Origin of the sequence: Mycobacteroides chelonae CCUG 47445 (assembly GCF_001632805.1) — a bacterium.
Taxonomy (GTDB): Bacteria; Actinomycetota; Actinomycetes; order Mycobacteriales; family Mycobacteriaceae; genus Mycobacterium; species Mycobacterium chelonae.
This window is the reverse complement of the sequence record NZ_CP007220.1, coordinates 2687628-2710166: the sequence shown is the minus strand read 5'-3', so window position 1 is coordinate 2710166 and position 22539 is coordinate 2687628. Positions and strand designations below refer to the sequence as shown.

Below are 22539 nucleotides of genomic sequence, written 5' to 3'. Positions count from 1 at the left end.
GTTACTCAAGGTGCAGGGCCTCTTCGTGTTACGTGCCGCCCTCGCCGTCGGGATCGCTATCGCGCTGGTGCTGTTCATGGGTGTGCCGCGGGCCACCGCCGATGACAATCCGCTCGGGCCGAATGTTGGTACCGCCTTCCTCAACGCGCTCGGACTGAACCCGTCGGGCGGCGACTGGGACAACACGCTGCCCTTCGCCGGGCCGAGCCAGGGCGCGGACCCGGCGAAGATCATGAACGGGGTCATGGGGGTCGGCCAGACCGCTTTGGGTGCCTTGGGCATCGGAGGGAACCGCGCGTCCGCCGGAGCCGGACGCCCGCTGGCCTACGGCCGCCAGGCGGTGGAAGCGGTGATTCAGCGCGGCGGTACGCAGCTGGGTGTTCCGTACTCGTGGGGTGGTGGCACGGTGCGCGGCCCGAGCGGCGGCGTCGACTACGACGCGGGCAAGGTGGGCTACGACTGCTCCGGGTTCACCATGTTCTCTTATGCGGCCGCGGGCGTGAAGCTGCCGAAGTACTCGGGCGACCAGTACAACGCGGGTATGAAGGTTCCCGTCTCGCAGGCCAAGCGCGGTGATCTCCTCTTCTACGGACCGGGTGGTTCTCAGCACGTGGTGATTTACCTGGGCAACGGTCAGATGCTGGAAGCCAGCGGCAGCGCCGAAAAGGTGACGGTGTCTCCTGTGCGCACCGGCGGCATGACTCCTTATGCCGTTCGTATCATCGCCTGGTAGCTCTTCTGATCTCTCAGGTGAGCTAGAACGGCGCGCCAGCGAACGGGTACGTGGACCAAATCCCGGGATGCTGGAATAGTGGACCGGAGGCGCCGCCCAGGGTTGGGTGCCGCCCGCAGGGACATGGCTACCAAGAAGCCACCGAAGTAGCACGGAATCGTCAGGCAGAGCCGGAGGGAAGTTGATGTCATCACCAGGGTCACCAGGGGGAGGTGCCGGTTACTCCGGCGGAAGCGCCGGCCTCGCGCCGCACGCCCCGCAGGGTGCGACATCACCGGCCCTGGCCGCCGAGGTGCAGAACCTCGAGCGCGCCATCTTTGAGGTCAAGCGCATCATCGTGGGTCAGGACAGGCTCGTCGAGCGAATTCTGGTCGGTCTGCTCGCCAAGGGGCACGTGTTGCTCGAAGGTGTGCCCGGTGTTGCCAAGACACTTGCGGTCGAGACTTTCGCCAAGGTGGTGGGCGGGTCCTTCTCGCGTGTCCAGTTCACCCCCGACCTGGTGCCTACCGACATCATCGGTACTCGCATCTACCGCCAGGGCAAGGAAGAGTTCGACACCGAGCTCGGCCCGGTGGTGGCCAACTTCCTGCTGGCCGACGAGATCAACCGTGCGCCCGCCAAGGTGCAGTCGGCCTTGCTTGAGGTCATGGCCGAGCGGCACGTCTCCATCGGTGGCAAGACCTACCCGATGCCCAAGCCGTTCCTGGTGATGGCGACCCAGAACCCGATCGAGAACGAGGGCGTGTATCCGCTGCCCGAAGCGCAGCGCGACCGCTTCCTCTTCAAGATCAACGTCGACTACCCGACCGTCGAAGAAGAGCGCGAGATCATCTACCGGATGGGTGTCACGCCGCCGGAGCCCAAGCAGATCCTGTCCGCCGAGGCGCTGCTGCGCCTGCAGGATCTGGCCGCCAACAACTTCGTGCACCACGCCCTGGTCGACTACGTGGTTCGGGTTATCTCGGCCACCCGCAACCCGGCGCAGTTCGGGCTGGGCGACGTCGCCAACTGGATCTCCTACGGCGCCAGCCCCCGTGCCTCGCTGGGCATCATCGCATCGGCACGTGCGCTGGCACTGGTTCGTGGACGCGATTATGTGATCCCGCAGGACGTTATCGAGGTCATCCCGGATGTGCTGCGTCACCGCCTGGTGATGAGCTACGACGCACTCGCCGACGAGGTTTCCGCCGACACCGCCATCAACCGGATTCTGCAGACGGTGGGCCTGCCGCAGGTGAATGCCGTTCCGCAGCAAGGGCATTCGGTGCCGCCGGCGATGGTCGGGACGAACGGCCCGGCCCCGGCAGCCCATAACGCCGCGCCCAGGTGAGCACACCCAGTCCGGGCAGCGCCCGGCCGGTAGACATCCCGTCCCTGCGTCGGGGTGAGATCCGTGATCCGCAGCTCTCGGCAGCGCTGCGGACCTTGGAACTGAAGATCCGTCGCAAGCTTGACGGGGTGCTGCACGGCAACCACCTCGGGCTGATTCCCGGTCCCGGATCGGAGCCGGGGGAGTCCAGGCTCTATCAGCCCGGTGATGACGTGCGCCGGATGGATTGGTCGGTGACCGCGCGGACCACGAGCCCGCATGTACGCCAGATGATCGCGGACCGCGAGCTGGAGACCTGGCTGGTGGTCGACATGTCGGCAAGCCTGGATTTCGGGACGACCAACTGTGAGAAGCGCGATCTCGCGGTCGCGGCAGCGGCCGCCATCATCTTTCTGAACAGCGGTGGTGGAAACCGGCTGGGCGCACTGATCGCCAACGGGGACAAGATTGTTCGTCTACCGGCGCGGTCCGGACGTGCCCACGAACAGGACATTCTGCGCAGCATCGCCACCATGCCGAAGGCGCCACAGGGTGTCCGCGGTGATCTGTCGCTGGCGATCGACGCACTGCGGCGCCCGGAGCGCCGCCGCGGCATGGCGGTCGTCATCAGCGACTTCCTGGGCCCCATCAACTGGATGCGGCCGCTGCGCGCCATCGGGGCCCGGCACGAGGTGTTGGGTATCGAGGTGCTCGACCCGCGCGATATGGAGCTTCCGGATGTCGGTGAGGTGCTGCTGCAGGACGCCGAGACCGGCATCACCAAGGAGTATCGGATCGACGAGAACCTGCGCCGGGATTTCGCTCAGGCGGCGGCAAGGCATCATGAAGAGGTGGCACGCACATTGCGTCGTTGCGGTGCACCGCTTTTGAGTCTGCGGACCGACCGTGACTGGATCAACGACATCGTGAGATTCGTCTCTCAACAGCGCCGCGGTGCGGTCGCCGGGACAGGAGCGGGGGCTCGATGAGTGATCTGCCGTTCTTCGGGCCGATGACTCTCACGGGCTTTACTCACCCGTGGTTTTTCCTGGTCCTGCTGCTGGTGGCCGCGTTGGTCGGGTTGTACGTGTTTGCGCAGTACCTGCGTGAGAAGCGGGTGCTGCGATTCGCCAACACCGAGCTGCTGGATTCGGTCGCCCCGAAACGTCCGCGCGCCTGGCGGCACGCGGCCACCGCGCTGCTGGTGGTGGGCCTGATGGTGCTGACCATCGCGCTGGCCGGGCCCAGCCATGACGTGCGGATTCCCCGTAACCGTGCCGTGGTGATGCTCGTCATCGACGTCTCGCGGTCCATGGAATCGACCGACGTCGCCCCAAACCGTCTGGGTGCCGCGAAGGAAGCCGGCAAGGAGTTCGCCCGCAACCTAACCCCGGGTATCAACCTGGGTCTGATCGCGTACGCGGGTACCGCGACGGTGCTGGTCTCGCCGACCACGAATCGCGACGCGACCGTCAACGCCTTGGACAACCTGCAGCTTGCGGATCGGACCGCCACGGGTGAGGGCATCTTCACCGCGCTGCAGGCCATCGCGACGGTGGGCGCGGTCATCGGCGGCGGTGACAAGCCGCCCCCCGCGCGCATCGTGTTGATGTCCGACGGTAAGGAAACGGTGCCGTCGAACCCGGACAACCCCAAGGGTGCCTACACGGCGGCGCGCACCGCCAAGGATCAGCAGGTACCGATTTCGACGATCGCGTTCGGCACCAAGGACGGGTATGTCGAGATCAACGGGCAGCGCCAGAACGTGCCGTACGCCCCCGACATGATGGAGAAGGTGGCCAAGTTATCGGGTGGAGAGACCTATACGGCCTCCACACTCGGTCAGCTCAAGGAGGTGTACGCCAACCTGCAGCAGCAGATCGGGTACGAGACCATCCGCGGCGACGCCAGTGTCGGATGGTTGCGTTTGGGTGCTCTGCTGGTGCTTGCGGCGGCCTTCGTCGGGTTGGTGATCAACCGGCGTCTGCCCAACTGAGTCGGCGTTCGCGCGTCGACTCGTTTGGGCCAGTCGTTTAGGAAGAAGTCTAAGAAGACGATAAGTTGGGTCCCATGTCTGATGCTCTCGGCGCTAGCGTCGCCCGTCCCGACTTTGTCTCTCGTTCTGTGCTGGTTACCGGTGGCAACCGGGGTATCGGACTTGCGATCGCGCAACGCCTTGCCGCTGACGGGCACAAGGTGGCGGTGACTCACCGCGGATCCGGTGTGCCGGAGGGTTTGTTCGGGGTGGAGTGCGATGTCACCGACAATGACGCCGTCGACCGGGCCTTCAAAGAGGTCGAGGAGCACCAGGGACCTGTCGAGGTGTTGGTATCCAACGCGGGCATCGCTCAGGACGCGTTTTTGATGCGCATGACCGAGGAGAAGTTCGAGAAGGTCATCAACGCCAACCTGACCGGAGCGTTCCGGGTGGCCCAGCGCGCGTCGCGCACGATGCAGCGGAAGCGCTTCGGCCGGATGATCTTCATCGGTTCGGTTTCCGGCACCTGGGGAATCGGCAATCAGGCCAACTACGCGGCCTCCAAGGCCGGTGTCATCGGCCTGGCGCGCTCGATCGCTCGAGAGCTCTCCAAGGCGGGCGTCACCGCCAACGTGGTCGCCCCCGGTTTCATCGACACCGAGATGACCCGCGCGCTCGATGAAAGGGTTCAGGAAGGCGCACTGGAGTTCATCCCGGCGAAGCGAGTGGGCACTGCCGCTGAGGTCGCCGGAGTGGTCAGCTTCCTGGCGTCCGAGGATGCCAGTTACATCTCCGGTGCAGTCATCCCGGTTGATGGCGGCATGGGCATGGGCCACTAGAAGGACGTTTCGGACATCGATCAGTGTGTCCGCGCGACGAGCGTGGGCATCGCAATTACCTAAGGAGAATCGTGGCAGGACTACTTGAGGGCAAGCGGATCCTGGTGACGGGCATCATCACCGATTCGTCGATCGCGTTCCACATCGCGAAGGTCGCGCAGGAGCAGGGTGCACAGCTGGTGCTCACCGGATTCGACCGGTTGCGTCTCATCGAGCGCATCACTCAGCGCCTGCCCGAGCCCGCGCCGCTGCTGGAGCTCAATGTGCAGGATGAGAAGCACCTGGACAGCCTTGCCGACCGTGTCACCGAGGTGATCGGAGAGGGCAACAAGCTGGACGGCGTGGTGCACTCCATCGGTTTCATGCCGCAGACCGGCATGGGGCTGAACCCGTTCTTCGAGGCCCCCTTCGAGGATGTGGCCAAGGGCTTTCACATCTCGGCGTTCTCGTACGCCTCCCTGGCCAAGGCTGTGCTGCCCATCATGAACCCGGGCGGCAGCATCGTAGGTATGGACTTCGATCCGACCCGCGCGATGCCGTTCTACAACTGGATGACCGTGGCCAAGAGCGCACTGGAATCGGTAAACCGGTTCGTTGCGCGCGAGGCGGGTGCTGCCGGTATTCGCTCGAATCTGGTTGCCGCCGGGCCCATCCGGACGCTGGCCATGAGTGCGATCGTCGGCGGGGCACTGGGCGAGGAGGCCGGCCAGCAGATGAGCGTGCTCGAGGATGGCTGGGATCAGCGTGCTCCGATCGGCTGGGACATGAAGGACCCGACACCGGTCGCCAAGACCGTGTGCGCCCTGCTCTCGGACTGGTTGCCCGCCACCACCGGCGACATCATCTTCGCTGACGGCGGCGCGCACACTCAGCTGCTCTAGGAACACCCATGCTTTTTGACGCGGTGCTTCTGCTGTCCTTCGGGGGGCCCGAGGGGCCGCAGGAGGTTCGGCCGTTTCTGGAGAACGTCACCCGCGGTCGTGGCGTTCCGCCAGAACGTCTCGACGAGGTGGCCGAGCACTACTTCCATTTCGGCGGTGTCTCACCGATCAACGGCATCAATCGCGCCCTGATCGCTGAGATCTCGCGCCAGCTGGAACTGAGCGGACGCCCGCTGCCGGTGTTTTTCGGCAACCGCAACTGGCACCCTATGGTGGAAGAAACAGTTGCCGACATGCGCGACAAGGGGGTTCGGCGGGCAGCGGTCTTCACGACCTCTGCCTGGGGCGGTTACTCGGGATGCACCCAATACGTGGAAGACATCGCGCGCGCCCGGGCGGCGGTGGGCGACGGAGCCCCCGAGCTGGTCAAGCTTCGTCAGTACTTCGACCACCCCGCGTTGGTGCAGCTGTACGCGGAAGCGGTGACCGCCGCGGTGTCGGGGATGCGGGAGACGCCCCGGCTGGTGTTCACCGCGCATTCCATTCCCATCGCCGCCGACCAGCGGCACGGCCCCGACTTGTACAGCCGACAGGTGCGCTACCTTGCCGAGCTGGTTGCCGACGCGGCCGGCTACCAGGATTACGACGTGGTGTGGCAGTCCCGCTCCGGCCCTCCCCAGGTCCCGTGGCTCGAACCCGACATCGTTGATCATCTTGCGGCACTCAAAGATCGGGGCATTCGCTCCGTCGTGGTATCGCCCATCGGGTTTGTCTCGGACCATCTGGAGGTGGTGTGGGACTTGGACAACGAGGCGCGTGAGTATGCGGCTGAACACGACATCGAATTCGCGCGGGCCGCGACACCGGGTGCTGACGAGCGATTCGCACGGGTGGCGGTCGACTTGATCGCAGAGGTTGCGGACGGCACGCCGCCGCGGCGTGTGGCCGGAGCGAACCCTGTCCCCGGATATGGGTTCAGCGTGAACGGCGCGCTATGTTCGCCGCTGTGCTGCGGTCGCCAGCAGGTCTAACGCGCGGATTCGATGATGGCGGCCGCGGCTGCCATCCGTGCCTCACGCACCAGGATGACGAGGGGGCGCAGCACGTCGGCGACCGCTCCGTCATCGAGGGCTCCGGGTAACTCCATGACCTCGGCAGCGGCGGTAGCTATGGCCTCGACCTGGTTGGCCGAATCCAGGACGCGCACCGCCCGGTGTGGCGCGTAGTCGGGCAGTCGGTGCCCGCGTAGCGTGGAAAGTACCTCTTCGACCAGGGCGCGGGGGTCTGCATCGGCTGTGTCCACGACCCTGTCGAGGCGGTTGAGTGTTGCTGTGGCGGTCCGGACTGCCTGGCGTAGTTGATATTCGGCTTCCCCAAGATCTGGTCCGGCTTGTGCTGGGATCCGGGCGGGGAGTGAGTACACGGTCCAGGATAGGCCAACGGTCTCATCGCGATCCTCGTCGTACTCCACGGCGGGAACCAATCCTATTGCTGTGGAGTTGTTTTGGCGGTCGCTGAGCACAATCGCCTCGCTGGCCTCCATCGCGTCACGTTGGAACTGGGTATTGGCGGGCAGACCGCGCGGGTCGCCGGGAGCGGGCAGGATCACATGGATATCGGGGACGCCGTGTGGCTGGCCGGTCGCGGTACGGACCGTCTGGAGTAGGCCGATGGGGCCGTTGTCGTCCATATCGGGCCACGAAAGTCCGGTGTGACCCGCGGCCACAGCGTCATAGGCGGTGACCAAATGCCTTGGTGCCCAGGCGATAAGGGCATCAATGACGTCGTCGGGAGCCGCGCGGCCAGCCAGCCACGCGCTTGCCCACACCGCCAGGGACACACTCGGATTCGCCATAGTGCTCGCAGTCTAAGGCCCCGTATCCGCCCCCACCAGTTGCCCACGCGGTCTAATGTGGAGCCATGCCGATTGTGTGGCTTGTCGCAGGCATCCTGCTTGCGGCCGCCGAGCTGATGACAGGTGACATGTTCCTGTTGATGCTCGGCGGTTCGGCCCTGGTCACGGCCGGTGCCGGCTGGGTGTTTGACATGCCGTTGTGGGCCGAGGGGCTGGTCTTCGTCATCAGCGCGGTCATTCTGCTGGTCGGCGTGCGGCCTGCTCTGCGCAAGCGGCTGACGGCAGGCCCGATTCTGCACACCAACGCCAAGGCGTTGGAGGGCAAGAGCGCCATTGTGATTGAACCGGTCGATGACGTCCATGGGCTGGTTCGACTCGGTGGCGAGATGTGGTCTGCCCGGAGTCTGGAGAAGTCGGGCCGATTCGAGCAGGGTGAGACGGTGACGGTTGTTCAAATCGACGGCGCGACGGCGGTTGTCGAGAAGATCTAGCGCAAGAATTCCAGTGACAGGAGTACGGGTATGGGAGTAGCTGCCGGAGCCTTTGTGCTGATCGTCTTGATCATCCTGGGCGTCACTATCGTGCTGAAGTCCGTGGCACTCGTCCCGCAGGCAGAAGCCGCGGTGATCGAGCGCCTGGGGCGGTATTCGAAGACCGTGAGCGGGCAGTTGACCATTCTGGTGCCGTTTGTCGACCGCATCCGGGCCAAGGTTGACCTGCGTGAGCGGGTGGTGTCCTTTCCACCTCAACCGGTGATCACCGAGGACAACCTGACGGTGAACATCGACACCGTTGTCTACTTCCAAGTGACCAACCCGCAGGCCGCGGTGTACGAGATCAGCAACTACATCGTCGGTGTGGAACAGCTCACCACCACCACGCTGCGCAACGTAGTCGGTGGAATGACGCTGGAGCAGACGCTGACCTCACGCGATCAGATCAACGGCCAGCTGCGTGGCGTGCTCGACGAGGCCACCGGACGCTGGGGCCTGCGCGTTGCACGCGTCGAGTTGCGATCCATCGACCCGCCACCTTCGGTGCAGGAGTCGATGGAAAAGCAGATGAAGGCCGACCGCGAGAAGCGCGCCATGATCCTGTCGGCCGAAGGTGCCAGGCAGGCCGCGATTCTGTCGGCGGAGGGGCAGAAGCAGGCCCAGATCCTCGCGGCCGAAGGCTCGCGGCAGTCGGCGATCCTGGCCGCCGAAGGTGAACGTCAATCCCGCATCCTGCGTGCCGAGGGCGAGCGTGCCGCTCAGTATCTGCAAGCTCAGGGCCAGGCCAAGGCCATCGAAAAGGTCTTTGCCGCAGTGAAATCCGGCAAACCCACGCCGGAGTTGTTGGCATATCAGTATTTACAGACACTGCCGAAGATGGCTCAGGGTGAAGCCAACAAGGTGTGGCTCATTCCCAGCGACTTCGGTTCGGCATTGCAGGGGTTCACCAAACTGCTGGGTGCTCCCGGCAGTGACGGCGTATTCCGTTACGAGCCTTCCCCGGCCGATGAGTCGACCGAGCGTCCCGAGGATGACGCCACCGAGGTTGCCGGATGGTTCGAGACAAAGACCACCCCGGAAGTCGCTGCGGCGGTTGCCGCTGCGCAATCCGCGGCCCAGGAAATCGGGGCAGCGGACCCCGCGATCGATCCCGCCAATCGTCACGGACTGCCGGGGGCGTGAGACCGACGCGGGCGCAGTCTGCTTGACAAGGCGATTCCTCCGGCCCATCATGGGTAGCGGTTCAGCACCTTGCTAGGTGAGGCTCCTACGTGAATACAGGCCACTGATCTGACGACGTCGAGAGACGCCCAAGGTTAGGACAGGTCTTCCCGGACTAAGGGATGACCCGAAGTGGCTTCCGCGAGCGGACACGTCACGTAGTGCCGAAGCCCTGACGAGAGGGGTGCATACCGGACGCCCTGAGTGTCCGGTGATTTCCTCTTGTGGTCGCTGTTCCACACAGCAGGCGCCCGCGCGCGCCCCGACAGCAAGGAGGTGAGGCACAACCGTGATATCCGGTGACAGTCCGCATAGACAACAGCTGCCGCATACCTTGCTGCTCATTCGAGGCTGAATCCTCGCTCTAGCCAACGTGTTTGACGTTCGCGTTCAGGTATGCGGCTTCCCAAAAGGAGTCCGATCATGAACACCACATTCAACGCAGTACGCCGGCTGTGGACACGTAACCGGCTGACCCCGCAAGAGCGCGCCAACCTCCAACTGGCGTACTCACCGCTGGCGGTTGTCTCGGCGTCTCTCGGGGCGCACCCACCGCGGTAACCCCGAGGGGCATCGCCATCGCATCCACGCACAGTTGATTCACAGTGCGTGGACATTCGGAATTCATTCGAGGCCAATACGCTTCGGCCGCCCGCTGGGCGGACGAAGCGTATTGGCCCAATCGCTGAGGAGTCAGCATGTCTACTTCGAGTAATGCGGCTCTGCCGCGGGTTATCCAATTTTCGGATCTATTGAAGGCCCCGGTTGTCGCACGCTCCGGTGACACAGTAGGCCGGTTGGAAGACGTCATCGTTCGGTTCCGTGGAGCAGATGAGTACCCGATTGTCACCGGCTACGTCGTCGACATGGGTGGACGCAGAGTCTTCGTCTCTTCAGACGCGGTTTCCGTCGTGGCGCCAGCTCGAATTGAGTTGAGCAAGAACAAAGTTGATCTGCGTGGCTTTGAACGTCGCGACGGGGAATACCTGCTGGAGGAGGACGTACTCGATCACCGGTTTATCGATGTGGAGAATGCCGAGCTGGTGCATGCCTACGATATCGAGCTGGTGGAGTCGCCCGAAGGGTGGATTCTCGCTCGACTCGATACCCGGCGTCCGGCAAGGTTTTTCGGCCTGATCAAGGCGGGGGCCGGCCAGGCGGGTAGGGACTGGAAGGCGTTCGAGCCGATGATCGGCCATGGTGGATCGCTGCTGGCACGCCGCGTCGGGGGGAGAGTGAACACGCTCAAGCCCGCGGAAATCGCCGACCTACTCGAGGAGGCCACCAAGGAAGAGGGCGGCGAGATCCTCGACCGCGTCCGCGACAATCCCGAGCTCGAAGCCGATGTATTCGAGGAACTCGATTCGGATAAGGCCAGCAAGCTGTTCCAGGACATGCCCGATGCCGAGGTCGCTGCTCTGCTTGGCAGGATGCGCGCCGATGATGCGGCGGATGCGATCTTCGATCTGCGCCAGTCGCGTCGACGGGCCGTCTTGGAGTTGATGCCGGGCCCGCAACGCACCAAGGTGGTCACGTTGATGGGGTTCAGCCCTCAGTCGGCCGGTGGTCTGATGAACGTTGACATCGTCTCGTGCGTGCTCGGTAGCAGCGCCGCTGATGCGCTTGCTGCCATCTCTGCGGCGAAATCCCTACAGCCCGAGGCGCTTCTGAAAGCGCATGTGATCGCCGATAACGGTGAATTGGTGGGTGTGGTGTCGGTGATCCGGCTCCTGCAGGCCGATCGTGACGCTCCCGTGGAATCGATCATGGACGATGACCCGGTGCGGGTCTCCCCGGAGGCCGATCTCACCGATGTCGCGCTGCTGATGGCCGACTACAACCTGGCCTTGATTCCCGTTGTCGATGGGGGAGACAAGGTTCTTGGCGTGGTCACGTATGACGACGTGTTGGCCGCGTTGATCCCTGAGGATTGGCGTCGTCGCGAACCCGCCCCGCGTCCGGTGCGCCAGATCGCCTCGAGCCCAGACGGAGTCAGCCCATGACCGAGAAGGGAATGGTCGACGCGCCCTTGGGAAACTCGGACAACCTTGTGGTGGGGGCACCTGGAGGCGTCACGGCCCAGCCGAAGAGCGCAGTTCTTGACTCGGCGCATCTCGGCGATATCGAGGGCGCATTCGGCAGGATCAGTGTGAGTGATCCCGGCCAGGCGCGGACCTTCAAGACCCGGATGGCCACGATGGCCGCGATCCTGGGACCGGGCATCATCGTCATGGTCGGTGACAACGACGCCGGCGGCGTGGCGACCTACGCGCAGGCTGGTCAGAGTTACGGATACAGCTTGTTGTGGGTGCTTCTGCTGCTCATTCCGGTTCTTATCGTCAACCAGGAGATGGTGGTTCGGCTCGGCGCGGTCACCGGGGTGGGACACGCACGGTTGATCAACGAACGATTCGGCCGTGGTTGGGGCTGGTTCTCCGTGGGCGACTTGTTCATCCTGAACTTTCTGACCCTCGTTACTGAATTCATCGGTGTGGCACTGGCCTCCGAGTACCTGGGAGTCCCGAAGTACTACACAGTGCCCGTCGCCGCGATCGCACTGATTCTCATCATGGCCACCGGGAGCTTCCGTCGTTGGGAGCGCGCCATGTTCGTGTTCATTGTGATCACGCTGCTGCAGATCCCCATGTTCTTGATGTCGGATCCGCAGTGGGGAAGGGCAGCACACGATTTCGTGGTGCCGGGCATTGAAGGCGGAATCAGTTCGGGTGCTGTGCTGCTGATCATCGCGATGGTGGGCACCACCGTGGCGCCATGGCAGCTGTTCTTCCAGCAGTCGAACATCGTGGACAAGCGCATCACTCCGCGGTTCATCGGATACGAACGTGCTGACACCGTGATCGGTTCGCTCGTGGTGGTGATAGGTGCGGCCGCGTTGCTGATGACGGCCGACTACGCAGCCCGCGTGACCGGGAACTCGGGCCCGGACAAATGGGGCGACGGTGGTGATGCGGGTCTGATCGCCGGCTGGTTGGGAGAGGCTCAGCCATTGCTGGGCAAGATCTTTGCCATCGTCCTGCTGGATGCGTCGATCATCGGCGCAGCGGCGGTCACCCTAGCGACCAGTTACGCGTTCGGCGACACCTTCGGGCTCAAGCACTCGCTGCACCGTAGCTTCAAGGACGCCAAGCCGTTCTACTTGTCCTACACCGTGATGGTCGGCGTGGGGGCGGCCATCGTGCTGATTCCGCATGCCCCGCTCGGGCTGATGACCACCGCGGTGCAGGCATTGGCCGGGCTGCTGCTGCCCAGCGCGAGCGTGTTCCTGCTGTTGTTGTGCAATGACAAGGCAGTGCTGGGTCCCTGGGTCAACAAGGCGTGGCTCAACATCGTGGCGGGGCTCATCGTCGGTGTGCTGCTGTTTCTTTCCGGCATCTTGATGGCCACCACTCTCTTCCCAGACCTGGACGTCGTGCAGGTCGCCGGTGACCTCGCGGCAGGTGTCGCGGTTCTCGGGGTGCTGATAGGGATTGGTCTGTGGTGGACCTCGGGTAGGCAAGGCGTCGATCCGGTGGCGGTGGCGGTGGCCAAGGCCCTCGAAGGCGTGGACGCCCGGACCTGGCGGATGCCCCCGTTGGCCTTACTCGAACCGGTCACGTGGAGTCCGTCGACGAAGTTGGGCATGCTCGCGCTTCGGGGATACCTGGTTGTCGGCGCCATCCTGTTGGTGGTGAAGGCAATTCAACTCGCGCACGGGAGTTGAGTGTCTGCGGGCAATACGTAATGAAATCGTTGAGAAGACGCGGTCGCGCTGGATTCTGTCGGCGCGGCCGCGTCCAATGAGGGGATGAGTATTCGCGCATTGCGACTTTTCCTGGAGCGCCATCGGTTGACCCCGCAGGAGCGCGCCAACATGCAGCTGGCCCATTCGCCGCTGGCGGTTATCTCGGCGTCCCTCGGAGCGCACGCACCCCACTAGCCGTGATCGGCCGACCATCGACTACCCGATGTTGTGGTGGTTGACTGGAGCAATGAGCAACGACGCTTTCGTATCTCCCCGAGTCTTGGCTTTGCTGGGTTCCTTTCAGGCGATCGACGCCGCGCTGTGCGTCCAGCCTGTTCCCTATGTGGCTAAATGCCTTGACGACGTGCATTATCCGGAGCAAAACCGTTGGATCTTCGCGCCGATCAAGGCCGCGTCTGCGGTAGGGCTGTTGGGCGGAATCCGTTTCCCGGGGCTTGCCAAGCTGACGCTGGTGTTGCTCACCGTCTATTTCAGTCTGGCAGTGGGTGCCCATCTGCGGGTACGTGATCTCGGAGTGAATGCGATATCAGCGTCGACCTTGTTGGCCACCTACGGTGTGTTGGCAGCCAAGGGATTGGCGGCGAAATCGTCATGACGGAGCGGCGTTTGGCGACACCGACGGTACTGGCCGCGCTGGCAGCCATGCAGGCGGCCGATGCCGCGGCATGCGTCCGTCCGATCAAACCGATCAAGGATGCGCTGGAGAAAGTGGGTTTGCCACAACGGGTCTGGTGGGTTCTGCCCGTCGTCAAGTCAGCCTCGGCCGCGGGGCTTCTCGGCGGTATCCGGTGGACGGCATTGGGTCGGCTGACCGCATTTATGCTCGCCGTCTACTTCACGCTGGCGGTCGGCGCGCATGTCCGCGCGCACGACGAGGCATTCCGTACGCTGCCGGCGGCAAGCCTGCTGGTGTGGTTCGCGCTTCTCGCGGGCAAAGGGTTCCAGGAGCGCGAGTCCGCGATCTAGCCGCCGACCCGTTCAGGTTCATCCGAGGCTTCGGGAGCGGCGATTTCGGTGTGCGTCCGCTTGTAACGCCGGATCTCGTACAGGATGCCCAGCACGCCGATCACCGAGGTGGCCAACGAAACCATGAAGAGCGTGCCGCTGATGTGCCCGGTGAGTGCATCACCGAGCACCACGACGGCAAGGGTGCCCGGAAGCAGGCCGATGAAGGTGGCCAGCGTGTACGGCAGTACCCGCACCGCGGAGGCTCCGGCCGCGTAGTTGAGCACCGAGAACGGTACGGCTGGGATGAGCCGCATGGACATCACGGCGATCCACCCGCGACGTCGTAGTTGATCGTCGACATTCTTCACGCCGGGACGGTGATGCAGCGTGCTGAGCTTCCACCCCAGCGCCCGCACACCCCACAGCGCCAGCACCGCGCTCGCGGTGCTGGCGACAACGGCCAGGAGTACGCCGAGCTGCGTGCCGAAGAGCAAGCCGGCGGCCAGGGTGAAGGCGGTGCGTGGGAACGGCAGCACCGTCACGATCGTGTGCGCTGCGAGGAAGGCCAGCGGGAACCAGGGGCCGAGCTCACGGGCCCAGTCCCGCATCTGCAGGGCGGTCGGCAGCGGAAGGAACAGCACGGCCGCGGCCACGATGAGAACGGCCACACCGGTCCATAGCAGCTGACGCGGCGGGATCCGTCGCGCTGCCGCGACGCCCGCGCCCCAGACCTGCCGGAATCCCATGGTCGTCAAGCCTACGGAGCCTGGATGAACGAAGGGGATAGGACACGGGTGTTGCGAGGGCCGTGCCCCCGTACTGGGCAGTAGTCGATGGCGTCATTTAGCCTGATGACTAAGTGTGATAGGCATTTCGGCATGGAGTGCCATATATGTCGCTCGACGACGAGCAGCAGGGAGCAGTTTCGTGACTGTTGAGGTACCCGAGATCAGGCATGACTTCGCACGGTGGCAGAAGAACGTCGCCGGGGTATTGGCCAAGTCGACGCGCAAGGCTGTCGAGGATCTGCCCGCCGACCCCGAGCGACTGCTCGACTCGCCAACGTACGACGGGATTGCGATCCGTCCGTTGTATACGGCGCTCGATGAACTTCCCGAGTCGTCGCTGCCCGGACAATGGCCATTTGTCCGTGGTGGCGACCCCCAACGCGATGTGAACAGTGGGTGGAAGGTCGCCGAGCGTTTCGGTGGTGCCGATGCGGCGCTCGTGAACGAGGCCATTCTCGACGCACTCGGGCAGGGCACCAGCGCCATCGTCCTAGCCGGTCTTGCACCCGAGGCCGTGGGACGCGCGCTGCAGGACGTGTACCTCGATTTGGCTCCGATCCAGGTGGAGGCAGGCGCCGGGCTCATCGGGGTGGCCGAGGCGATCTTCGCAGTGCTGGATGCGTACGAGGGCAATGCCGCCGGTGTCGTGGTGGACCTTGGTGCCGATCCGCTCGGGGATGCATTCACCGGCCGTCCGGGCGTCGCGATCGATGACGCGGTGGCGTTGGCCGGGCGCGCGGCCGCACGGACCGAACAGGTCCGCGCCATCACCGCAGACGGCACGATCGCCCACGAACTCGGCGCCAGCGACAGCCAGGAACTCGCGGTCGCGATAGCCGCCGGGGTTGCCTACCTGAGGCTATTGCAGAACGCGGGCCTGGGGATCGCGGAAGCATTGCGGCAGATCAGTTTCCGCTTCGCTGCGACCGATGATCAGTTCCTGTCGATTGCCAAATTCCGTGCCGCCAGGGTGCTCTGGGCGCGCGTGGCTGAGGTCGCCGGCGCGCCCGAGGCCGGCGGAGCTCTCATGCACGCGGTGACGTCAGAGCCGATGATGGCCCAGCGTGATCCGTGGGTGAACATGCTGCGCACCACCTTGGCCGCTTTCGGTGCCGGAGTCGGTGGCGCGGACAGCGTGCGGGTACGCCAATTCGATGACGCGATCGCTGGTGGACTGGATTCGGTATCTCCGGCGTTCTCCGCGCGAATCGCCCGAAACACGCAGCTCCTGCTCATCGAGGAGTCCCATGTTGGCCGGGTACTCGACCCCGGTGGCGGTTCCTGGTACATCGAGGACCTTACGGAAACCCTTGCGCAGCAGGCATGGTCGCTGTTCACCGAGATCGAGGGCACCGGGGGATTCCAGGCGGCCGCCGAACTGATTCGGGAACGCATCGCCGCAACGCGCGCCCAGCGTGCCGACGACATCGCTCACCGGCGTACCTCGGTGACCGGAGTGAACGAATTCCCGAACCTGTCGGAAGCGCCGCTGCCACCACATGCCGCGGTGGGTTACCGGTACGCCGCCGAATTCGAGGCCCTTCGTGATCGCTCCGATGCGGCTCTGGCCGCATCCGGTGCGCGTCCGGCCGCGCTGCTGATTCCGCTGGGTCCGCTGGCCGAGCACAACGTGCGCACGACCTTCGCCGCGAACCTGTTGGCCTCCGGCGGTATCGAGGTCGTCAATCCCGGTGTACTCGACGCCGGATCCGTTGCCGCTGCGGTGGCGGATGCGGGAGCGCGCATCGCGGTGATCTGTGGGACCGATGCGCGGTACGCCGCTGAGGCGGGTGCGGTTGTCGATGCGGCCAGGGCGGCGGGGATCGCCGACGTCTATCTTGCGGGACCCGAGAAGTCCGTCGCGGAGGTCGCGCAGACGTCTCGGCCCGATGGCTATCTGACCATGAAAATCAATGCTGTCGAAGCGCTTTCGGCCATACTGACCAAGTTGGGGGCGTGACATGACTGACCTCACGGATCTTTCGGTATCCGACACCACCCTGGGCAGCTTCGCCGATGTGCCGCTGCACGGTGACCGCACGTCGGTCGCGCCGGACGCTGCCGCCGTCGCGGCCGCGGTCAGTGCCGCCGCCGGTGCCCACGGGTACACGCCCGAGCAGCTCGACTGGGAGACGCCCGAGGCCATCACCGTCAAGCCCATCTACACCGCTGCGGACCGAGATGCCGTGCGGGAGGAGGGCTATCCGCTGGATACCTTCCCGGGGCAGGTGCCGTTTCTGCGCGGGCCGTACCCGACGATGTATGTCAATCAGCCGTGGACCATCCGCCAGTACGCGGGCTTCTCCACAGCCGCCGAATCCAACGCCTTCTACCGCCGCAACCTGGCCGCGGGCCAGAAGGGCCTGTCGGTGGCCTTCGACCTGGCGACCCACCGCGGATACGACTCGGATCATCCGCGAGTACAGGGCGATGTCGGCATGGCCGGTGTGGCCATCGATTCCATCCTGGATATGCGTCAGTTGTTCGACGGGATCGACCTGGGGTCGGTATCGGTGTCGATGACCATGAATGGCGCGGTGCTTCCGATTCTGGCGCTGTACGTGGTGGCCGCCGAGGAACAGGGTGTCAGTCCCCAGCAGCTGGCCGGGACCATCCAGAACGACATCCTCAAAGAGTTCATGGTCCGCAACACCTACATTTATCCGCCGAAGCCGTCGATGCGGATCATCTCGGACATCTTCTCCTACACCAGCGCCAAGATGCCGAAGTTCAACTCAATCTCCATTTCCGGCTATCACATCCAAGAGGCTGGTGCCACAGCCGATCTCGAACTGGCGTACACCCTGGCCGACGGCGTCGAGTACATCAAGGCGGGGCTGGAGGGCGGGCTGGACATCGATGTGTTCGCGCCGCGTCTCTCCTTCTTCTGGGCCATCGGCATGAACTTCTTCATGGAGGTGGCCAAGTTGAGGGCCGGGCGTCTGCTGTGGAGCGAGCTGGTCGCGCAGTTCGATCCGAAGAGCGCCAAATCGCAGTCTCTGCGTACGCATTCGCAGACTTCCGGCTGGTCGCTGACCGCGCAGGATGTGTTCAACAATGTCGCCCGCACCTGCATCGAGGCGATGGCCGCCACCCAGGGGCACACCCAGTCGCTGCACACCAACGCCCTGGACGAGGCGCTGGCGCTGCCCACCGACTTCTCGGCACGTATCGCACGCAACACCCAGCTGCTCATCCAGCAGGAGTCAGGCACGTGTCGTCCGATCGACCCGTGGGGTGGCTCGTACTACGTGGAGTGGCTGACCCATCAGCTCGCATCCCGTGCGCGCGAGCACATCCGGGAGGTCACCGAAGCTGGTGGTATGGCGCAGGCCATCGATCAGGGCATCCCGAAGCTACGCATCGAAGAGGCCGCCGCACGTACTCAGGCACGCATCGACTCGGGCCGTCAGCCGGTGATCGGCGTCAACAAGTACCAGGTGGTCGAGGACCAGCAGATCGAGGTCCTGAAGGTCGAGAACTCGCGGGTGCGCGTCGAACAGCTGGCCAAATTGCAGCAGTTGCGTGCCGAGCGCGATAACGACGCGGTGCAGCGCGCACTTGATGAACTCACCAGGGCCGCGGCTGATTCCAGCCGTGCCGGGGAAGACGGATTGGGCAACAACTTGATGGCGCTGGCCATCGACGCCGCTCGCCACAAGGCGACGGTCGGGGAGATCTCCGACGCGCTGGAGAAGGTCTACGGGCGCCATCAAGCCGAAATCCGTACCATCAGCGGGGTATACCGCGACGAGGTGGGAAGGGACGGCGCCGTCAACAGCGTGACGCAAGCGACCGAGCTCGTACAGAAGTTCGCCGACGCCGATGGTCGCCGGCCACGTGTGCTGGTCGCCAAGATGGGCCAGGATGGGCACGATCGTGGGCAGAAGGTGATCGCAACGGCCTTCGCCGATATCGGTTTCGACGTGGACGTGGGCCCGCTGTTCCAGACACCGGAGGAAGTCGCACGCCAGGCCGCCGACAACGACGTGCACGTGGTCGGGGTGTCCTCGCTGGCCGCGGGTCATTTGACTCTGGTGCCGGCGCTGCGCGAGGCCTTGGCAGAGGTGGGGCGGCCCGACATCATGATCGTCGTCGGCGGCGTCATCCCGCCCGGTGATTTCGATGAGCTGTACGAGGCGGGTGCCGCGGCCATCTTCCCCCCGGGGACCGTCATCGCCGAGGCCGCGATCGGGTTGTTGCACAAGCTGGCTGAACGACTCGGATACAAGCTCGCGTAAATGGACCTGAGCAACGCGATCCGTTCGGGTGATCGTTCCGCGCTCGCGAAAGCCATCACGCTGGTGGAGTCGACGCGCCCGGATCACCGGGCGCAGGCTCAGCAGTTACTGCTGGACATCTCGCCCGATGCGGGAGAAGCGCTGCGCGTCGGTATCACTGGTGTGCCCGGGGTGGGCAAGTCGACCACCATCGAGGCCCTCGGCATGTATCTCATCGAGCAGGGGCACCGGGTGGCGGTGCTGGCGGTAGATCCATCATCCACTCGCACCGGAGGATCGATCCTCGGTGACAAGACCCGGATGGGGCGGCTCTCCGTACATCCCGATGCATACATCCGGCCCTCGCCCACCTCAGGAACGCTGGGTGGGGTGGCCAAGGCGACCCGTGAGACTGTGGTGCTGCTGGAGGTGGCCGGGTTCGATGTCATTCTCATCGAGACCGTCGGAGTCGGACAGTCCGAGGTCACCGTCGCGAATATGGTTGACACCTTTGTGTTCCTGACGCTGGCACGCACCGGAGACCAGCTGCAGGGCATCAAAAAGGGTGTGCTGGAACTCGCCGATATCGTGGTGGTGAACAAGGCCGATGGCGCCCATGCCATCGAGGCTCAGAAGGCCGCACGGGAATTGTCGGGTGCCCTACGCCTGATTTATCCGCATGACACCCTCTGGCGCCCACCGGTTCTCACTATGAGCGCATTGGAGAACAGCGGGGTGTCCGAGATGTGGGAGACCGTCTTGCGGCACCGCGAGGTATTGACGGAGGCGGGGGAGTTCGGGGCCAAACGCCGTCGCCAGCAAGTCGACTGGATGTGGGCGATGGTGCGTGATGCGGTGCTGGATCGGGTGCTCAACGCGCCGGATGTGAAGGCAGCGCGGGCGGATATCGAACAGCAGGTGCGCGAGGGAACCCTGACGCCGGCCCTGGCGGCCGAGCAACTACTCAAGCTCAGCTCGTAGTCGCGCGCGAGAGGATGTTCGATGGCCCTGGTCTTTCTCGATACCGAGACCACCGGGCTGCACCGTGAGCGCGAGCCATGGGAAATAGCGATCATCCGCCGTACCGATGCCGGGCAGCGGCAGCTGCACCTGTGCGTGGACGTTCAGGATTTGGATCTGGAATCGGCGGATCCGGCCGGCCTTGAGATCAGCGGTTTCCACAAACGTCATCCGCAGGTGCGCCTGCGCCCGCTGCAGTTCCCCCGCGTCTTCCGTGCCGCTGAGGCGGTCTCGCTCGTCGGGGAATGGACGGCGGGAGCCACCATCGTTGGGGTGATACCTCAATTCGACGCCGAGTGCCTGACTCGAATGTTCTTGGCGTACGGGGCTCGCCCGGCGTGGAATCCGGATCTTGTCGATGTTGTCGCATTGACGGCGGCCCGGATCCGTGAACGCGGGTTGATACCGGACGCCGACTATTCGAACCTATCGCTGCAATTCGGGGTCAGAACGCCCAGCGCCGGCCAGCGGCACACGGCACTGGGCGATGCTCGCTGGGCCATGCGCTGGTACGACCGGTTATCGGAATGAGGATGTCGAGGACAGGTAGATGAGCTTGCGCCGGATGCCGGCGATCTCGCGCGCCACCGAGCGCAGCGCCGCACGTTCCTGTGGGGCAAGGGAGGCCAGCGACACGGTGTCGGACATCGGCCGCCCGTCCTGCCAGGCCGCGGCCCGGGACCGCCACCGAAATCGCAGCAGCCACGCGAAGCAATCCCGCAGCGTTGCGGCGTCATCGGCGTCCAGTATTTTCGCTGCCGAGGCGGCGTCGAGGCGACCAGGTGTCGCGAGGGCGTCCGATCCGGCGGACAACGCCGCCCAGCGGGCGATCTTCACCACGGGATCGATCGCGGCCACCTTAAGGTCGACGGCATCCGACTGCGTGGCGAATATCCGTAACCGCGAGGGGAATCCGGCGCGGACGGCCACCGCGTCCTGAAGCATGGCAAGCCGGATGGCGTAGTGCCGCTGTGCGCAGCGGACGTTCTCGCTGCGAAGTGCGTTGTCGGACAACAACGATCCCGCGTCAATCCCGTGAGAGTCGGCCATCAGCCCTGCCATCACGACACCCCGGTCTTCGGGCGGGTTGGCGCACCAACGTTCGATTCCCTGGAACCAGTTGGCCTTGCGGCGGCAGAATCGGCCGCGACTTGCCAGGACTCCGTTGGCATCGCTGCCGATGCCTGCACGTTCGAGCATCGCGTGGACCTGAGCGGCCGTCTCCATAAGGTAGGTCTTGCCGTCAGCGTCGACCTCGTCGTCGACGACAAGCAGCGTCTCTACATCGGAACCGGGTGCCGCCTCGCCCCGGGCCACGCTTCCCGAGACGAACCAGGCCCAGCCCGGGTTTACACCGTTGGTGACGAGTCGTGCCGCCGTATGGATGCTATTCCGCAATGCTTCCGACCAGGCGGCGGCCAGCGCCGCTTCCGGTGTACGCGCACGCACCTCGCGAGCCATCACCGTCCGCGCCGCGGCCACGGCCGTAGAGAACTGCGCCTCGTCGGCGGCGAGATCGATCTGCGCTATGGCCATGGCTATCCCGTTCTCGGGCGGCACTTCGGCAGACATGGGGATGATTGTTACCTAGGTCGAGGCGATGGCGTGGGATATGAAATCTCGTACCGGGCGCGAAAGCGGCTGCCCGGAGCTCCAGATGATGCCGACATCCCGGTGTGCGTCGGCATCCACGAGGCGCAACATCCTGAGGTCGGGTGGGTAGGTGGTGGCATCGACGGGCAGCACCGTGATGCCCAGACCCGCCGCCACCAGGCCCGCCACGGTGGTGAGATTGCTCGATTCGAGCACTATGCGTGGCTGGAATTGTGCGGCGGCACAGAGCTCTTCGAGAAGACGGCGCATGCCATACCCGGGATGCATTCCGATGAACGGCTCGTCGGCCAGATCGATCATCGATACGTCTTCGGCTTGTGCCAGCCGATGATCCATCGGTACGGCCACTCCCAAGCGTTGCCGAAAAAGGTTGCGCCACGCAAGATTGGCACGACGAGGACGCGGCGACACGATCGCGACGTCAAGATCGCCGTTCGCGACAAGATCGTCAAGGCTGCCCGCGGCGCCCTGCTCCAGCACGAACCGCACGTGTGGTGACGTCGCGGCGAAGCCGGCGATCAGGCGGGCGACGAGCGTGGGGCCAAAGGTGTGCAGAAATCCGAGCCGGATCTCGCCCTCGGCCGGGTTGGCGAGGTCGTTGATGGTTCGGCGGGCAGAGTCCAGTTCCATCTGGGCGCGCCTGGCGTGCTGATAGAAGATCCGTCCCGATGGGTTCAAGGTAAGCCGCTTGCCGTGCCGGTCGAACAGTTGAGCGCCAAGCCGTCGCTCCAATCTGGCGAGCATCCGGGTGAGCGTGGGCTGAGCGAGCTGCAGTTGCTCGGCGGCGGCGGTGACGTTTTGTCGTTCGGCGAGTGTGATGTACCACTCGTAGTCGCCGTCGGCCACGCTGTCACCTCCATATATGTTCAAATTGAA

23 protein-coding genes and 1 riboswitch are annotated in these 22539 nt (G+C 64.6%); of the genes, 19 read left to right on the top strand and 4 right to left on the bottom strand.

The annotated features are described in order from the left end of the window. The first annotated feature begins 10 nt into the window (after positions 1–10). The 7 genes from BB28_RS13315 to BB28_RS13285 all read left to right on the top strand — a co-directional run bounded on the left by BB28_RS13315 (position 11) and on the right by BB28_RS13285 (position 6771). Positions 11–733 carry an NlpC/P60 family protein gene (locus BB28_RS13315; protein ID WP_046255810.1) on the top strand — a complete coding sequence of 241 codons (723 nt, stop codon included), beginning with the start codon at positions 11–13 and terminating at the stop codon, positions 731–733. A 184-nt stretch (positions 734–917) separates the two neighbouring features. Further along, positions 918–2063, top strand: coding sequence for a chaperone MoxR1 (gene moxR1, locus BB28_RS13310; protein ID WP_081252262.1), 1146 nt, complete (start codon positions 918–920; stop codon positions 2061–2063). Then, entirely contained in the window at positions 2060–3031 is a 972-nt protein-coding gene (locus BB28_RS13305; protein ID WP_030093448.1) for a DUF58 domain-containing protein, read from the top strand. The genes moxR1 and BB28_RS13305 overlap by 4 nt, the downstream gene beginning before the upstream one ends. Further along, positions 3028–4038: a VWA domain-containing protein gene (locus tag BB28_RS13300; protein ID WP_030093447.1), complete on the top strand. Its 1011-nt coding sequence runs from the start codon at positions 3028–3030 to the stop codon at positions 4036–4038. The genes BB28_RS13305 and BB28_RS13300 overlap by 4 nt, the downstream gene beginning before the upstream one ends. A 74-nt stretch (positions 4039–4112) precedes the next feature. Further along, entirely contained in the window at positions 4113–4859 is a 747-nt protein-coding gene (gene fabG1, locus BB28_RS13295; protein WP_030093446.1) for a 3-oxoacyl-ACP reductase FabG1, read from the top strand. Positions 4860–4930: 71 nt separating this feature from the next. Beyond that, positions 4931–5740 (top strand): NADH-dependent enoyl-ACP reductase InhA, encoded by an 810-nt coding sequence (gene inhA, locus BB28_RS13290; RefSeq protein ID WP_046253835.1) that lies wholly within the window; start codon positions 4931–4933, stop codon positions 5738–5740. A gap of 8 nt (positions 5741–5748) precedes the next feature. Further along, positions 5749–6771: a ferrochelatase gene (locus BB28_RS13285; protein WP_046253834.1), complete on the top strand. Its 1023-nt coding sequence runs from the start codon at positions 5749–5751 to the stop codon at positions 6769–6771. On the opposite strand, the gene BB28_RS13280 is transcribed toward BB28_RS13285, so the two are convergent. Further along, positions 6768–7595 carry a hypothetical protein gene (locus BB28_RS13280; RefSeq protein WP_046253833.1) on the bottom strand — a complete coding sequence of 276 codons (828 nt, stop codon included), beginning with the start codon at positions 7593–7595 and terminating at the stop codon, positions 6768–6770. The two genes, BB28_RS13285 and BB28_RS13280, sit on opposite strands and share 4 nt — an antisense overlap. Before the next feature lie 65 nt (positions 7596–7660). Here BB28_RS13280 and BB28_RS13275 point away from each other — a divergent pair, with 65 nt between their 5' ends. The 8 genes from BB28_RS13275 (at position 7661) to BB28_RS13250 (ending at position 14039) form a co-directional block, all read left to right on the top strand. Next, on the top strand, positions 7661–8086 hold the full coding sequence (locus BB28_RS13275; RefSeq protein ID WP_046253832.1) for an NfeD family protein: 426 nt from the start codon (positions 7661–7663) through the stop codon (positions 8084–8086). Positions 8087–8116: 30 nt separating this feature from the next. Then, positions 8117–9271 (top strand): SPFH domain-containing protein, encoded by a 1155-nt coding sequence (locus BB28_RS13270; protein ID WP_030093441.1) that lies wholly within the window; start codon positions 8117–8119, stop codon positions 9269–9271. A 61-nt stretch (positions 9272–9332) separates the two neighbouring features. After that, a riboswitch (M-box (ykoK) riboswitch) is annotated at positions 9333–9501 on the top strand. A gap of 232 nt (positions 9502–9733) precedes the next feature. Continuing rightward, on the top strand, positions 9734–9871 hold the full coding sequence (locus BB28_RS25350) for a hypothetical protein (protein WP_044103922.1): 138 nt from the start codon (positions 9734–9736) through the stop codon (positions 9869–9871). A 137-nt stretch (positions 9872–10008) separates the two neighbouring features. Next, positions 10009–11313 carry a magnesium transporter MgtE N-terminal domain-containing protein gene (locus BB28_RS13265; RefSeq protein WP_046253831.1) on the top strand — a complete coding sequence of 435 codons (1305 nt, stop codon included), beginning with the start codon at positions 10009–10011 and terminating at the stop codon, positions 11311–11313. Further along, positions 11310–13031: an Nramp family divalent metal transporter gene (locus BB28_RS13260; protein ID WP_046253830.1), complete on the top strand. Its 1722-nt coding sequence runs from the start codon at positions 11310–11312 to the stop codon at positions 13029–13031. The genes BB28_RS13265 and BB28_RS13260 overlap by 4 nt, the downstream gene beginning before the upstream one ends. An 84-nt stretch (positions 13032–13115) precedes the next feature. After that, a complete protein-coding gene (locus BB28_RS25645; protein ID WP_256364546.1) occupies positions 13116–13247 on the top strand; it encodes a hypothetical protein in 132 nt (43 codons plus the stop codon). Positions 13248–13299: 52 nt separating this feature from the next. Continuing rightward, on the top strand, positions 13300–13668 hold the full coding sequence (locus tag BB28_RS13255) for a DoxX family protein (protein WP_046253829.1): 369 nt from the start codon (positions 13300–13302) through the stop codon (positions 13666–13668). Then, positions 13665–14039 carry a DoxX family protein gene (locus BB28_RS13250; protein WP_046253828.1) on the top strand — a complete coding sequence of 125 codons (375 nt, stop codon included), beginning with the start codon at positions 13665–13667 and terminating at the stop codon, positions 14037–14039. Before BB28_RS13255 ends, BB28_RS13250 begins: the two co-directional genes overlap by 4 nt. Here the strand turns inward: BB28_RS13250 and BB28_RS13245 are convergent. Further along, on the bottom strand, positions 14036–14767 hold the full coding sequence (locus BB28_RS13245) for a TVP38/TMEM64 family protein (protein ID WP_046253827.1): 732 nt from the start codon (positions 14765–14767) through the stop codon (positions 14036–14038). The genes BB28_RS13250 and BB28_RS13245 overlap by 4 nt on opposite strands. 181 nt (positions 14768–14948) lie before the next feature. On the opposite strand from BB28_RS13245, the gene mutA reads away from it, so the two are divergent. The 4 genes from mutA to BB28_RS13225 are packed head-to-tail and all read left to right on the top strand — an operon-like array spanning position 14949 to position 20580. Beyond that, positions 14949–16769: a methylmalonyl-CoA mutase small subunit gene (gene mutA / locus BB28_RS13240; RefSeq protein ID WP_046253826.1), complete on the top strand. Its 1821-nt coding sequence runs from the start codon at positions 14949–14951 to the stop codon at positions 16767–16769. 1 nt (position 16770) lies between these two features. Next, positions 16771–19050 carry a methylmalonyl-CoA mutase gene (scpA, locus tag BB28_RS13235; protein ID WP_046253825.1) on the top strand — a complete coding sequence of 760 codons (2280 nt, stop codon included), beginning with the start codon at positions 16771–16773 and terminating at the stop codon, positions 19048–19050. Then, positions 19051–20010, top strand: a complete 960-nt coding sequence (meaB, locus tag BB28_RS13230; RefSeq protein WP_046253824.1) for a methylmalonyl Co-A mutase-associated GTPase MeaB — start codon at positions 19051–19053, stop codon at positions 20008–20010. Between the two features lie 21 nt (positions 20011–20031). Beyond that, the gene (locus BB28_RS13225) at positions 20032–20580 is read left to right on the top strand and encodes an exonuclease domain-containing protein (protein WP_046253823.1); all 549 of its coding nucleotides are present in this window, start codon (positions 20032–20034) and stop codon (positions 20578–20580) included. Here BB28_RS13225 and BB28_RS13220 read toward each other — a convergent pair. Further along, positions 20569–21621, bottom strand: a complete 1053-nt coding sequence (locus BB28_RS13220; protein ID WP_046253822.1) for a putative nucleotidyltransferase substrate binding domain-containing protein — start codon at positions 21619–21621, stop codon at positions 20569–20571. The genes BB28_RS13225 and BB28_RS13220 overlap by 12 nt on opposite strands. Before the next feature lie 15 nt (positions 21622–21636). Next, entirely contained in the window at positions 21637–22509 is an 873-nt protein-coding gene (locus BB28_RS13215) for a LysR family transcriptional regulator (RefSeq protein WP_046253821.1), read from the bottom strand. Between the last annotated feature and the right edge of the window lie 30 nt (positions 22510–22539).